This is a genomic window from Streptomyces sp. NPDC040589 (genome assembly GCF_055594445.1).
In genome coordinates, this window is the sequence record NZ_JBVIWP010000003.1 from 544,974 (window position 1) to 558,688 (window position 13,715).

Genomic DNA, 13,715 nt, shown 5'->3' on the forward strand with positions numbered 1-13,715 from the left:
GAAGGGACGGACGTCGTAGCGCCGCCCTCGGACTCGGGAGCCACCTGGGTCGGGCAGCGTACCGACCAGCAGACTTTCGCCAGGCCGTACGCATTCGGCGTACGGAACCGGCGAGACAGGACACGGAGAGCTCCCGTGCGGCGCCCGCGCCCCGGACGGCGGCGAACGCGCAGAGCGCGCGCCGCGGACGTCACCGGCATCGCCGGACCAGGTGCGGCGCCCGGGAGCCTGACGGGAGAAAAGCCCGCATGCTCGAACCGACCGAAACCGCAGAGTCCTCAACGGGCTCCGAACAGAACACCCCCAGCGACACCCTGCCGCCTCGCCGGCGGCGCCGTGCCGCGTCCCGCCCGGCGGGTCCCCCCGTCGGCGGCACCTCCGACGCCCCGGTGGAGACCGTCGCGCCGGCCATACCGGCCGCCGATCCCGACGAACTCGCGACCGAGGTCGTAGACGCCGGCGAGGCAGCCGCTGCCGAGGCGGACGAGACGTCCGAGGCCGCACCCGCCGCTCCCAAGCGGCGCCGCGCGGTCCGTCGCGCATCCGCACCCGCTGGGACTCCGGAGGCCACGGAGGCCGCCGAGACCGTGGTCCCGGTGACCGCCGCCGCTCCGGCCGGCTCCGAGGCGTCGGAGCAGGCCGAGGTCTCCACTCCCGCCGCGTCCGCCGCGGTGTCTGAGGACGCCGCTCCCCGGCGTACCCGGCGTCGTGCGACGCGCACGGTGACCTCGCCTGCTGCGGCTCCGGCGGAGACGCCCGAGACGGCGCCGGCGGTCGTCACCGACGGGCCCGCCGAAGAGGCCGAGGCCGCCGCACCAGCCGAGGTCTCCGAGGACGCCGCCCCGCGTCGGACCCGTCGCCGTGCCTCGCGGCGGGCGTCCGCGCCTGCCGGTGCGCCGGAAGGCAACGCCGAGGAGACGAAGGCACCTGTGACCGAGAACCCCGCCACCGAGCCCGCCCGTGCCACCGAGGCCCCCGCCTCCGAGGCCGCGCCCGCGCCCGAGGCCCCCGCCGAAGCCACCCCTGCCGCGGAACCCGCCGAGGCCGCCGAGGACGCAGCCCCGCGGCGTCGTCGTCGGGTCGCCCGCAGGGCCGCCAGCGGTTTCGCCGAGCCTGCCCAGACCTCCAGGTCCTCCAGGTCCTCGAAGTCCGCCGCCGCGGCCACGGACACGGCCGCCGGTGAGAGCGAGTCGGCCGCGCGCCCCGCGCGTCCGGCCGTCGCCGTGTTCCAGGCACCCGTGTTCACCGAGCCCCAGTTCCAGACGCCGGAGCGCGCCGCCGCCGCTGCCGCCGCCGAGGCGGCCGTGGCCGAGGAGCCCGAGGAGACCGAGGCGTCCGCCACGGCCGAGGCTCCCCGCGAGGAGCAGTCCGGCGGGACGCGCCGCCGACGTCGCCGCCGTGGTGCCGGCGACGAGTCCGAGGCCCCGGCCGCCGAGGCAGCCGCCCAGAGCGCCGAGGACGAGCCGGAAGACGCCGAGGACTCCGCCGACTCCGACGAGCAGGAGGAGTCCGACGGCAGCGGCTCGCGCCGTCGCCGTCGCCGGGGCGGTCGCCGCCGCCGTCGTGGCGACTCCGCCGACTCCGACGAGAGCACGGACGACGAGTCCGAGCAGGACGCCGCCACCCAGGACGCCGAGGACACGGCCGAGGAGGACGAGGAGTCCGACGAGGCCGCCGACCGCGACGAGTCGTCCGGCGGGGGCGGCTCCAGCAGCAGCCGCCGGCGCCGTCGCCGCCGTCGCCGTGCCGGTGACAGCGGCACCGAGCCCGAGACCTCCGACGACGACCCGGAGCGCACGGTCGTCAAGGTCCGCGAGCCCAGGCCGAAGGCGGAGCCGTCCGACGAGGTGCAGTCCATCAAGGGCTCGACCCGTCTGGAGGCCAAGAAGCAGCGCCGCCGCGAAGGCCGCGAGCAGGGCCGCCGGCGCGTCCCGATCATCACCGAGGCCGAGTTCCTGGCCCGGCGCGAGGCCGTCGAGCGCGTGATGGTCGTCCGCCAGCACGGCGACCGTACGCAGATCGGCGTCCTCGAGGACGACGTGCTCGTCGAGCACTACGTCAACAAGGAGCAGTCGACCTCGTACGTCGGCAACGTCTACCTCGGCAAGGTCCAGAACGTGCTGCCGTCGATGGAGGCCGCCTTCATCGACATCGGCAAGGGCCGCAACGCCGTGCTGTACGCCGGTGAGGTCAACTTCGAGTCGCTGGGCATGGCCAACGGGCCGCGGCGCATCGAGTCCGCCCTGAAGTCCGGGCAGTCCGTGCTCGTCCAGGTGACGAAGGACCCCATCGGGCACAAGGGCGCCCGTCTGACCAGCCAGGTCTCCCTCCCGGGCCGCTACCTCGTGTACGTCCCCGAGGGCTCCATGACCGGCATCAGCCGCAAGCTGCCCGACACCGAGCGGGCCCGGCTGAAGACCATCCTCAAGAAGATCGTCCCCGAGGACGCGGGCGTCATCGTGCGCACCGCCGCCGAGGGCGCGAGCGAGGACGAGCTGCGCCGTGACGTCGAGCGGCTGCAGCAGCAGTGGGAGGACATCCAGAAGAAGGCCAAGAGCGGCAACGCGCCGACGCTGCTGTACGGCGAGCCGGACATGACCGTCCGGGTCGTGCGCGACATCTTCAACGAGGACTTCTCCAAGGTCGTCGTCAGCGGTGACGACGCCTGGTCGACGATCCACGGGTACGTCTCGCATGTCGCCCCCGACCTGGCCGAGCGGCTGTCGAAGTGGACCTCCGAGGTCGACGTCTTCGCCACGTACCGGATCGACGAGCAGCTCGCCAAGGCCCTCGACCGCAAGGTCTGGCTGCCCAGCGGCGGTTCGCTGGTGATCGACCGGACCGAGGCGATGGTCGTCGTCGACGTCAACACCGGCAAGTTCACCGGTCAGGGCGGCAACCTCGAGGAGACCGTCACCAGGAACAACCTGGAGGCGGCCGAGGAGATCGTGCGCCAGCTGCGGCTGCGCGACCTCGGCGGCATCATCGTCATCGACTTCATCGACATGGTGCTGGAGTCCAACCGGGACCTGGTGCTGCGGCGCCTCCTGGAGTGCCTGGGCCGGGACCGGACCAAGCACCAGGTCGCCGAGGTCACCTCGCTGGGGCTGGTCCAGATGACCCGCAAGCGGGTCGGGCAGGGGCTGCTGGAGTCCTTCTCCGAGACCTGCGTCCACTGCAACGGCCGCGGTGTCATCGTGCACATGGAGCAGCCGACCGCCGCCGGTGGTGGAGGCGGCGGCAAGCGCAAGAAGCGCGCGCGTGCCGGTGCCGCCGACCAGCCGCACGTGCACGAGGCGGCCGCCGTCGAGACCGCAGAGCAGGAGGCGGAGACCGAGGCGGAGGTCGGTGCCGAGATCGCCGAGCCGATCGCCCTGCCCGAGCCGTCCTTCGAGCCCGACGAGGAGCTGTACAGCAGCGCCGCCGAGGCGGAGGCCGCGGCCGGGCGTGGGCGTACGCGGCGCCGGGCGAGCCGGCGGGCGTCCGCTCCGGCGGGTGCGCCGCGCGGTGAGGCGGCGGAGCCGAAGGCCAGGAAGGGCCGGAACAAGGCCGAGCAGGCCGAGGCCGAGGTGCCGACGGCTCAGGACGTGACCGCCGCCGAGGAGGTCGCCCGTCCGGTGCAGCCGGAGCCGGCCGCCGAGGCGCAGGCCGAGCCGATGGCCGTCGAGGACCCGGTCGTGGAGGCCCCGGCCGCCGAGGAGGCCGCGCCCAAGGGCCGTGGCCGTCGGCGGGCGACGCGCAAGGTGTCCGCGCCGGCCGGTTCCCCCGCGGGGGCGGAGGCGACCGTGGTGACGGTCTCCGAGACCGCGCCCGCCGCGTCCGAGGCCACGGAGGCGCCCGAGCGGGCCGAACAGCCCGAGCCGGCCGCCGAGGTGCCCGCCGAGAGCGCCGCCCCGGCCCGTCCGCGGCGCCGTGCCGTGCGCAAGCCCACCGCGTCCACCGCGTCCGAGGAGGCGGCCGTCGTGGTCGTGTCGTCGGCCGCGGAGGAGCCGTCGGACGCCGGAGCCCCGGCCGCCGAGGTGCCCGCGGAGAGCGCCGAGGCCGCCGAGGAGTCGGCTCCGGCCAAGAAGACGGCCCGCAAGACGGCCAAGAAGGCCACGGCGAAGAAGGCCGCCACCAAGAAGACGGCGGCGAAGAAGACCGCGGCCAAGAAGACGACGGCCAAGAAGGCGGCGACCACCAAGACCGCCGCGAAGAAGACCGCGTCGAAGAAGACCGTGGCGGCGGAGCAGACGGTGTCGTCCGCGTCCTCCGTCTCGGCCTCCACCGACGAGGGCTGACATCCCGCCCCTGTGCGACCGGCGTGACCGGTCGCACAGGCGGCGGACCGGCCTCGGTTTGACCCCCTTGGCCGGGGCCCCGTAACCTAGACCGTCGGCGTGTCGAATGACGCGTCACATCCCCGTAAACCTCACCCTCCGGGCGCCTGGCGCCCAGGAGAGGCTGCCCGCTGAGTCGGGCGGCTGGCCTGCGGGGGTGCCGTTTCCCCGAGCGAGAGAGAGTTCCGCGTGTACGCCATCGTGCGCAGCGGTGGTCGCCAGCACAAGGTTGCTGTCGGCGACATCGTTGAGGTTGACAAGATTTCCACTGCCCAGGTTGGCGACACGGTCGAGCTCTCGACCCTGCTCGTTGTCGACGGCGACTCCGTGACCAGCGACCCGTGGGTGCTGGCCGGCATCAAGGTCCAGGCCGAGGTCGTGGACCACCACAAGGGCCAGAAGATCGACATTCTGCGCTACAAGAACAAGACCGGTTACCGCCGTCGCCAGGGCCACCGCCAGCAGTACACGGCGATCAAGGTCACTGAGATCCCCGCGGCTGCGAAGTAAGGGACTGAGGAGAAATGGCACACAAGAAGGGCGCATCGTCCACTCGGAACGGTCGCGACTCCAATGCCCAGCGGCTCGGCGTGAAGCGCTTCGGCGGTCAGGTCGTCAACGCGGGTGAGATCCTGGTCCGTCAGCGTGGCACCCACTTCCACCCGGGCAGCGGCGTCGGCCGTGGCGGCGACGACACGCTGTTCGCCCTGGCCGCCGGTTCGGTGCAGTTCGGCACCCACCGTGGCCGCAAGGTCGTGAACATCGTTCCGGTCGCCTGACCGGAAGCTTTCGCGAGGCGGACCTCACTTCCCTCACGGGAAGCGGGTCCGCCTTTCGCGTGTTGGTTCTCAGAGAACACCCCGTACGTAACTGGAGGCACATCCCATGACCACCTTCGTGGACCGCGTCGAGCTGCATGTCGCCGCGGGTAGCGGAGGCCACGGCTGTGCCTCCGTCCACCGTGAGAAGTTCAAGCCGCTGGGCGGACCGGACGGCGGCAACGGAGGTCGCGGCGGGGACGTGATCCTCACCGTCGACCAGTCCATCACCACGCTTCTCGAGTACCACCACTCCCCGCACCGCAAGGCCACCAACGGCAAGCCCGGCGAGGGCGGCAACCGCTCCGGCAAGGACGGGCAGGACCTGGTGCTGGCGGTGCCGGACGGCACGGTGGTGCTGGACAAGGCGGGCAACGTCCTCGCCGACCTGGTCGGGCACGGCACGTCCTTCGTCGCCGCGCAGGGCGGCCGGGGCGGGCTCGGCAACGCGGCGCTGGCCTCCGCGCGACGCAAGGCGCCCGGCTTCGCGCTGCTCGGCGAGCCGGGGGACCTGCGGGACGTCGTCCTGGAGCTGAAGACGGTCGCCGACGTGGCGCTCGTCGGGTATCCGAGCGCCGGGAAGTCGTCCCTGATCTCGGTGCTGAGCGCCGCCCGGCCGAAGATCGCCGACTACCCCTTCACCACGCTCGTGCCGAACCTCGGTGTCGTCACCGCCGGTTCGACCGTGTACACGATCGCCGACGTGCCCGGGCTGATCCCCGGGGCCAGCCAGGGCAAGGGCCTGGGCCTGGAGTTCCTGCGGCACGTGGAGCGGTGCAGTGTGCTCGTGCACGTCCTGGACACCGCCACGCTGGAGTCGGACCGCGACCCGGCCTCCGACCTCGACGTCATCGAGGAGGAGCTGAGGCAGTACGGCGGGCTGGACAGGCGTCCGCGGATCGTCGTCCTGAACAAGACCGACGTACCGGACGGCAAGGACCTGGCCGAAATGGTGCGGCCCGACCTGGAGGCGCGCGGGTACCGCGTGTTCGAGGTGTCGGCCGTGGCGCACCTGGGGCTGAAGGAGCTGTCGTTCGCACTCGCAGAGCTCGTGGCCACGGCCCGGGCCGCGAAGCCGAAGGACGAGGCCACCCGGATCGTGATCCGGCCCAAGGCCGTGGACGACACGGGCTTCACCGTGACCCTCGAGGCCGACGGCCTGTTCCGGGTGCGCGGCGAGAAGCCCGAGCGGTGGGTGCGGCAGACCGACTTCAACAACGACGAGGCGGTCGGGTACCTGGCGGACCGGCTCAACCGGCTCGGTGTCGAAGAGGCGCTGGTGAAGGCGGGTGCCCGGGGTGGCGACGGCGTCGCCATCGGGCCCGAGGACAACGCGGTCGTCTTCGACTGGGAGCCGTCCCTGACGGCCGGGGCTGAGATGCTCGGCCGACGGGGCGAGGACCACCGGTTCGAGGGGGATCGCCCGGCAGCGCAGCGCCGTAGGGACCGGCAGGCCGAGAGGGACGAGGCGCAGCAGGAGTTCGACGACTTCGAGCCGTTCTGAGTTAACAAAGCGCAAATTCGCGACCGACTTTGATGCAACCAAGTCGTTCTCCGGGGTGTCGTACAGGGCAGAGCGGATGAGGATCTTGTTCCTCGCCGTGCAGTAACTGCCCATACGATCAACGGAGTTGACGTACGTGCCCCAGTCCACGAGCAAGCGCGGGATCGGCCGAGGCATCGGAGTCGCGGCGGCGATCGCCGTCGTTGCCGCCGTCACCGCCCCGGTGGCCGCGCACGCCGCCACCGATGCAGGCGCCGCCGAGTCCGCCGCGACGAAGCTCCACGACGACTTCAATGGCGACGGCTACCAGGATCTGGCCGTCGCCGCCCCGCGCGGCAAGGTCGGCGGGCAGGCCCAGGCCGGGTACGTGGCTGTCGTGTACGGCTCGGCCAAGGGCCTCGACCTGACCCACAAGCAGGTCCTCAGCCAGGACACCCCGGGCATACCCGGTGCAGCGGAGACCAACGACGACTACGGCGACGGTCTGGCCGCCGGTGACCTGGACGGCGACGGCTACGCCGACCTGGTCGTGGGCGCCCCGGGCGAGGACGTCGGGGAGGTCATCGCCGCGGGCACGCTCGCCGTGCTGTGGGGCGGGAAGCAGGGACTGTCCGGCGGTACGGCCGTCGCCACCGGCACCGAGGAGGACCGGGTCGACGCCAAGACCCCGGCGCTCGGCGACTTCGACGGCGACGGCAACCTGGACCTCGCCACCGGCAACCGCCTGCTGTCCGGGCCGTTCGACCGCACCACCGGCGCCGCGAAGAGCCGGACCCTCGCCTTCGAGGCCGAGTACTTCACGGACGACGTGGCCGCCGGCGACGTCGACCACGACGGCATCACGGACCTGGTCGCCCTCATCCACGACCGCAACAACGACGACATGCACGACCCCGACTACAGGCACCGCCGTGCCGTCTACCTGAAGGGCACCCCGGACGGCCTGAGCGCCCCGGCCCCGCTGAAGAACGCCGACGGCACGCGGATGCGCGGCGGCGAGAGCCTCGGCATCGGCGATGTGAACAAGGACGGGTACGGCGACCTCGTCATCGGCCGGCCCGTCGACGGCTCCGGTGAGGTCGAGGTCGAACCGCAGCTCAAGGGTGGTCAGATCGGAGTCGTGTACGGCTCGGCCGACGGACCCGACACCTCCCGTACGACGATCCTCACGCAGGACACCCCGTACGTGCCCGGCGCTTCGGAGTGGGGCGACGGCTTCGGCCGGGGCATCTCGGTCGCCGACGTCAACAACGACGGATACGCGGACGTCTCCACCGGCAGCCCGATCGAGAGTATCGGCGAGGTGTACGCGGCCGGCCAGATCACCGTTCTGAAGGGCGGCAGGTCCGGGCTGACGGGTGACGGCTCCTACAGCATCAGCCAGAACACCAAGAACGTCCCGGGCGACGTGGAGCAGAACGACTTCTTCGGCGCCGACACCAAGCTGCTCGACGTCAACGGCGACGGCCGGGCCGAGTTGTTCGCCGGTGCGACCGGCGAGAACCGGGACGGAGGAGTCTGGGCGTTCCCGAACCCCGTCAACGCGCCCACCGCCACGGGCTCGGTCAGCTTCGGCGCGGGCACCCTCGGCACGGTCGCGGGCGGCTCCGCCCTCGGCTCGGGCTTCGCCCGATGACCGCCCGGCTCCGGTCCCACCGCGGCCGACTCGCCCTCGCCACCGGCGTCGCCCTCCTGGCGGGCGCACTGGCCGTCCCCGCCGCGCCGGTGAGCGCCGCACCCGCTGCCGCCGAGCGTCCGCGCGACGACTTCAACGGCGACGGCTACGCGGATCTCGCCGTGGCCGCCCCGACCGCGACCGTCGGCGGCAAGAAGGGCGCCGGCTACGTCGCCGTCATCTACGGCACGGCGAACGGGCTGAACACGACGAAGCGGCAGGTGTTCAGCCAGAACACGGCCGGTGTGCCCGGCAGCGCCGAGACAAACGACGAGTTCGGCGGCGCGCTCGACACCGCCGACCTCGACCGCGACGGATACGCGGACCTGGTCGTGGGCGTCGGCGGCGAGGACACGACCGACGGCGGTGCCGAATCCGGGCTGGTCGAGGTCCTGTGGGGCGGTCCCAAGGGCCTGTCCGGTGGTGCGGTACTGGCCACGGGCAAGGAGTACGACGGGATCAACAATCAGGCGGGTCTGGTCCTCGGGGACGTCGACGGCGACGGTGCCGAGGACCTGGTGACCGTGCAGGACCAGCACGATCTTCGGGTGCTGAAGGGCCCGTTCTCCCGGGACGGCTCCACGGCCCACGGCGAGCAGGTCCTGAAGGACGAGTTCGACAGCCGGATCCTCGACCTGGCCACCGGCGACGTCGACGGCGACGGTGTCACGGACGTCGCCGCCACCCAGAACGACGGCGACGAGTGGGACGCCCGCCGGGTCGTGTACTGGCCGGGCTCCCGGCAGGGACTGAAGCCGTACGTCACCGTGGAAGGCGCCGACGGCTACCGGATCCAGGGCGGCGAGAACCTCGACATCGGGGACGTCGACCAGGACGGCGTCGACGACATCGTGGTCGGCAGGGCCGTCACCGGGTACGACAGTGACCTCGACACCCCCGCCGCCAAGGGCGGCCGGGTCACCTGGATCCCGGGCACCTCGAACGGACCGGACGGCACCAGGGCCACGCACCTCAACCAGGACAGCCCCGGGGTGCCCGGCAGCGCCGAGGCGGGCGACGGCTTCGGGACCGATGTCCGAGTCGCCGACGTCAACGGCGACGGCTATCCGGACGTGGCGACCGGGCTGCCCGGGGAGAACCTGGGCAGTGTGGCCGACGCGGGAGCGGTCGTCGTGCTGCGCGGCACCGCGAAGGGGCTCACCGGCACCGGCGCCCAGGTGGTCACGCAGAACACGCCCAACGTGCCGGGTGCCGCAGAGAAGGGCGACACCTTCGGCAAGGCCGTCCACCTCGCCGACGCGAACGGCGATGGCCTGGCCGACCTGGCCGCCGGCGCGCCGGGGGAGAACGGCAACGCCGGGTCCGTCTGGTACTTCCGGTCCGGAGCGACGACCGTCGTGAGCCCGAACGGCACCACGACCTTCGGAAACACCCTCCTCGGCACCACCGCCACAGACGCCCGGCTCGGCACCGGCTTCTCCGGCTGATCACCTGTCAGACTCGCCCCAGCAACGGCTTGTTCCGATGCTGGCGGCGAGTCTCTTTTTGTCTGCTTAGTTGTCATGTACGTGAACCCCGGCGTTCAGCGGGCGGGTCGCCCGCGAGCGTGAAGCTTCCCAGAGTCCATGTGGCCAGCGAGGTAAGGGAGTCAGCCGATGACAGCAGGATCGCCCGACCGACGCCGCTTTCTGACCGCCGGCGCCGCGGTGCTCGGCGCCGCCGCCTCCGCCCAACTGTGGCTCCCGGCCGCCGCCCGCGCGGCCGAGACGCCGCTCCCCGACGGTGTGTTCAGCCTCGGCGTCTCCTCCGGCGACCCGCTGCCGGACGGCATAGTGCTGTGGACCAGGCTCGCCCCCGACCCGCTGAACGGCGGGGGCATGCCCGACCGGGTGGTGCCGGTGGAGTGGCAGCTCGCGGAGGACCACCGGTTCAGAAAGCTCGTCCGACGCGGCACCGCCCAGGCACGGCCCGAGTACGGGCACAGCGTTCACGTGGACGTACGCGGGCTCCGCGCGGACCGTGCGTACTACTACCGCTTCCGCACCAGCGGGCAGCTCTCGCCCACCGGCCGCACCCGCACCGCGCCCCACCCCCACAGCTCCGGTGGCTCCCTGCGCATGGCTCTCGCGTCCTGCCAGAACTGGCAGCACGGCTATTTCACGCCATACGCGGACATGCTTGATCAGGACCCCGACGTCGTGGTCTTCGTCGGCGACTACATCTACGAGTCCACGCCCTCGGCGACGGGCGTACGACGGCACGAGGGCACCGGTGAGCCCTTCAGCCTCGTCCAGTACCGCAACCGGTACGCCCAGTACCGCACCGACCCGGACCTCGCGGCGATGCACGCGAACGCGCCCTTCGTGGTGAGCTTCGACGACCACGAGGTGGACAACGACTTCGCGGGCGAGATCCCGCAGGACCCCGACAAGCAGCCGCACGACGCGTTCGTGGCCCGGCTGACCGCGGCCTACCAGGCGTTCTACGAGCACATGCCGGTCCGCGCCACCGCCGTCCCGGACGGCCCGCACATACGGATGCACCGCCGCCTGGAGTTCGGCCGCCTGGCCCGGCTCAACGTCCTGGACACCCGGCAGTACCGCAGCGACCAGGCCACCAGCCAGGCCGGGGCGCAGGACCCGTCGCTGACCATGCTGGGCGCGCAGCAGAAGCGGTGGCTGCTGGACGGGCTCAAGGACTCGCCCGCGCGCTGGAACCTGATCGCCTCCCAGATCATGATGGCCGAGACGGACCTCAAGGTCGGCGAGGGCAAGCTCTGGTTCTACGACGCCTGGGACGGCTACCAGGCCGAACGCAACGCGTTCCTCCAGGAGTTCAAGCAGGTCCGCAACCCGGTGGTGCTCTCCGGCGACCGGCACCTGACGATGATCAGCGACCTCAGGGAGGACTACGCCGACCCGGACTCCGCGGTCGTCGGCGCCGAGTTCGTCGGTACCTCCATCTCCAGCAACGGCGACCAGGACCAGGAGGCGTTCCGCAAGGAGTGGGACCCGCGGCGCCCGGACAACCCGCACTGGAAGCTGCTCGACGCGCACCGCGGCTACCACCTCTTCGACGTCCGCCGTGACGGCATCGACGCGCAGGTGAGGGTGGTCGACACCGTACGGCAGCCGACCTCGACACCGAGCACGGTGGCGACGCTGCGGGTCGAGGCGGGCCGGCCGGGCGTCGAGGTGGTCTGACCCCTTTCCGTGCGATTCGGCCCGGGACTCGACGAGTCCCGGGCCGAATCGCGTGCGTTCCGCACCCGGCGAATGGCTCTCTTGCTCCGACCGAGACCGAAATGCTGCGCAATCTTTACCGTGAATTCCGCGGCAATGGGCGGCCGGACGGGCGGTATTCGGGACTTGTCCGCGACGACGCTTATGAAGAACGCGTGCCGTCCCGTGCCCGGGAAGGTGAAGACCGGCCCGCGGTCACCGGTCCGTGACGACTGACACGGCGATCGGGCGCCACGCGGCACCGCCAAGGCGCGTACCGTGCACCAGACATCGTCCCAGACATCGTCCGAGGAACTGGTGAAGGCCCCCGGCCGCCGCTGTCCCACGCGGCTCCGACGTCGCTGTGCTCCTGTGGAGTTACTCACAGCGCATTTCGAGGGCGTTCACGGAGTCGTCTCACCAATCACCGGCACTCCCAGGTGAATGACAGGTTGCGCGCACATATGTGGCGAAGGTCGCTCACCTTGCACTGCGGTAACCACAAGTGGGACCATTTCCAAGTTCCCTGTTGCCCCGAGGTAGGTCACCTGTGTCCCAGCACATAGCCAAGCCCCGTACCACCGCAGTGATCCTGGCTGGTGGTACCGGTCAGCGCGTGGGTCTGTCGATCCCCAAGCAGCTGCTGAAGATCGCCGGCAAGGCAGTCATCGAGCACACGCTGACCACCTTCGAGAACGCCGACTCGATCGACGACGTCATCGTGCTGATGGCGCAGGGCTACGTGCCCGACATCGAGAAGATCGTGGCGAAGGCCGGATTCAAGAAGGTCTCGAAGGTCATCGAGGGCGGCTCCACGCGGAACGAGACCACCGAGCGCGCCATCGCCGCGCTGGGCGAGGGCCTGGCCGAGGGCGAGGACGCCAACGTCCTCTTCCACGACGCCGTGCGCCCCCTGCTGTCGCAGCGCGTCATCGACGACTGCGTCGTCGCCCTGGAGCGCTTCCAGGCCGTCGACGTGGCCATCCCGTCCGCGGACACCATCATCGTCACGCGCACGCACGGCGAGGACGGCGAGTTCATCACCGAGATCCCGGACCGCTCCCGGCTGCGCCGAGGCCAGACCCCGCAGGCCTTCAAGCTGTCCACGATCAAGCGTGCCTACGAGGTCGCCTCGAACGACCCCAACTTCCAGGCCACCGACGACTGCTCCGTCGTGCTCAAGTACCTGCCGGACGTGCCGATCCACGTCGTCGCGGGTGACGAGTACAACATGAAGGTCACGCAGCCCGTCGACGTCTTCATCGCCGACAAGCTCTTCCAGCTCGCCTCGACCGCCGCGCCCGAGCAGGTCTCCGAGGAGGCCTACCGCGAGCTCCTCACCGGCAAGACCATGGTCGTCTTCGGCGGCTCCTACGGCATCGGCAAGGACATCGGCGAGCTCGCCGAGTCCTACGGCGCCAAGGTCTACGCGCTGGGCCGCTCCACCACCGGCACCCACGTGGAGAACCCGGAGGAGGTCGACGACGCCCTGTCCAAGGCGTACGCCGAGACCGGCCGGATCGACTACGTGGTCAACACCGCGGGCGTGCTGCGCATAGGCAAGCTCGCCGAGACCGACAACGCCACCATCGAGGAGGCGCTGAAGGTCAACTACCTGGCCCCGGTGCAGATCGCCCGGTCGTCGTACAAGTACCTCTCCGAGACCAAGGGCCAGCTGCTGCTGTACACCTCCAGCAGCTACACCCGCGGTCGCGCCGAGTACAGCCTGTACTCCTCGACCAAGGCGGCCATGGTGAACCTCACCCAGGCCCTCTCCGACGAGTGGGCCGGTGACGGCGTCCGCGTCAACTGCATCAACCCCGAGCGCACCGCCACCCCCATGCGCACCAAGGCTTTCGGCCAGGAGCCCTCGGGTTCCCTGCTGTCCTCCGAGGCCGTGGCCCGCACCTCGCTCGACGTGCTGCTGTCCGAGCTGACCGGCCACGTCATCGACGTCCGCCAGCAGGACCCGACGGCCGGCGCGGCCCGGGCGTCCGGCTTCGAGCAGGCGCTCGCCACGGTTCTGGACCGGCAGGACGGCGTGTAATAATTGGCGCCAAATAGACCCCGGTAATTCAGGCCTCTGCGCTCTCCTGTTCACGAAGTTCGTCGACAGGAGTGTTCGCAGGGGCCTGAATCCATACCGTCCCGCGAATATTCACAGACCAGCCGCAATTCCGAACCAGACCGGCACACCCCTCCCAAGAGCAGGTTTCT

At 71.2% G+C, this 13,715-nt stretch carries 8 protein-coding genes; all 8 read left to right on the forward strand.

Annotated features, from left to right (window positions below):
• Nucleotides 1-248: 248 nt before the first annotated feature.
• Nucleotides 249-4,280: an Rne/Rng family ribonuclease gene (locus ACZ58V_RS14970; protein WP_471290299.1), complete on the forward strand. Its 4,032-nt coding sequence runs from the start codon at nt 249-251 to the stop codon at nt 4,278-4,280.
• A gap of 228 nt (nt 4,281-4,508) precedes the next feature.
• Nucleotides 4,509-4,829 (forward strand): 50S ribosomal protein L21, encoded by a 321-nt coding sequence (rplU, locus tag ACZ58V_RS14975; protein ID WP_010041937.1) that lies wholly within the window; start codon nt 4,509-4,511, stop codon nt 4,827-4,829.
• Between the two features lie 14 nt (nt 4,830-4,843).
• A complete protein-coding gene (gene rpmA, locus ACZ58V_RS14980) occupies nt 4,844-5,098 on the forward strand; it encodes a 50S ribosomal protein L27 (protein ID WP_031130899.1) in 255 nt (84 codons plus the stop codon).
• A gap of 106 nt (nt 5,099-5,204) precedes the next feature.
• Nucleotides 5,205-6,641, forward strand: a complete 1,437-nt coding sequence (gene obgE / locus ACZ58V_RS14985) for a GTPase ObgE (protein ID WP_468189686.1) — start codon at nt 5,205-5,207, stop codon at nt 6,639-6,641.
• 136 nt (nt 6,642-6,777) lie between these two features.
• Nucleotides 6,778-8,277, forward strand: coding sequence for a VCBS repeat-containing protein (locus ACZ58V_RS14990; protein WP_468190497.1), 1,500 nt, complete (start codon nt 6,778-6,780; stop codon nt 8,275-8,277).
• Nucleotides 8,274-9,764, forward strand: coding sequence for a VCBS repeat-containing protein (locus tag ACZ58V_RS14995; RefSeq protein WP_468189684.1), 1,491 nt, complete (start codon nt 8,274-8,276; stop codon nt 9,762-9,764). The genes ACZ58V_RS14990 and ACZ58V_RS14995 overlap by 4 nt, the downstream gene beginning before the upstream one ends.
• Before the next feature lie 168 nt (nt 9,765-9,932).
• Complete coding sequence (locus ACZ58V_RS15000; RefSeq protein WP_471290302.1) at nt 9,933-11,480, forward strand: alkaline phosphatase D family protein; 1,548 nt, start codon at nt 9,933-9,935, stop codon at nt 11,478-11,480.
• Between the two features lie 568 nt (nt 11,481-12,048).
• Nucleotides 12,049-13,545, forward strand: a complete 1,497-nt coding sequence (locus ACZ58V_RS15005; protein ID WP_189723548.1) for a bifunctional cytidylyltransferase/SDR family oxidoreductase — start codon at nt 12,049-12,051, stop codon at nt 13,543-13,545.
• Nucleotides 13,546-13,715 lie beyond the last annotated feature (170 nt).

Bases quoted from the DNA above. Each gene is read 5' to 3' on its own strand.
- ACZ58V_RS14970 (WP_471290299.1), top strand. From the start codon at position 249: ATGCTCGAACCGACCGAAACCGCAGAGTCCTCAACGGGCTCCGAACAG.
- rpmA (WP_031130899.1), top strand. From the start codon at position 4,844: ATGGCACACAAGAAGGGCGCATCGTCCACTCGGAACGGTCGCGACTCC.
- obgE (WP_468189686.1), top strand. From the start codon at position 5,205: ATGACCACCTTCGTGGACCGCGTCGAGCTGCATGTCGCCGCGGGTAGC.
- ACZ58V_RS14995 (WP_468189684.1), top strand. From the start codon at position 8,274: ATGACCGCCCGGCTCCGGTCCCACCGCGGCCGACTCGCCCTCGCCACC.
- ACZ58V_RS15000 (WP_471290302.1), top strand. From the start codon at position 9,933: ATGACAGCAGGATCGCCCGACCGACGCCGCTTTCTGACCGCCGGCGCC.